Genomic DNA, 234 nt, shown 5'->3' on the forward strand with positions numbered 1-234 from the left:
AATCATCATCCAATATAATCGAGGCGTGGGTGCCCCGATTATATTGGATGGATAAGGTTTAAGAAGTTTGCATCTTCTTTAGCGGATTTTTTATTGGGGCGCGATCATCTTTTTGGGATCAACCAGCCGGTCATAATCCTCTCCAGAAACGCCTGCTTTGAGGGCTTCAGTGCGCAGCGTTGTATCATTTTTGTGCGCTGCTTTGGCAATTTCAGCGGCTTTTTCATAGCCAAA

The 234-nt window shown here is 44.9% G+C and carries 1 protein-coding gene; it reads right to left on the minus strand.

The window, feature by feature from the left end; all coding sequences use genetic code 11:
* Positions 1 to 90 precede the first annotated feature (90 nt).
* The coding region (locus BN338_RS11385) for a hypothetical protein (RefSeq protein ID WP_156809282.1) at positions 91 to 234 on the minus strand (144 nt) is incomplete at its 5' end.

This window comes from Bartonella queenslandensis AUST/NH15 (assembly GCF_000312585.1).
Taxonomy (GTDB): Bacteria; Pseudomonadota; Alphaproteobacteria; order Rhizobiales; family Rhizobiaceae; genus Bartonella; species Bartonella queenslandensis_A.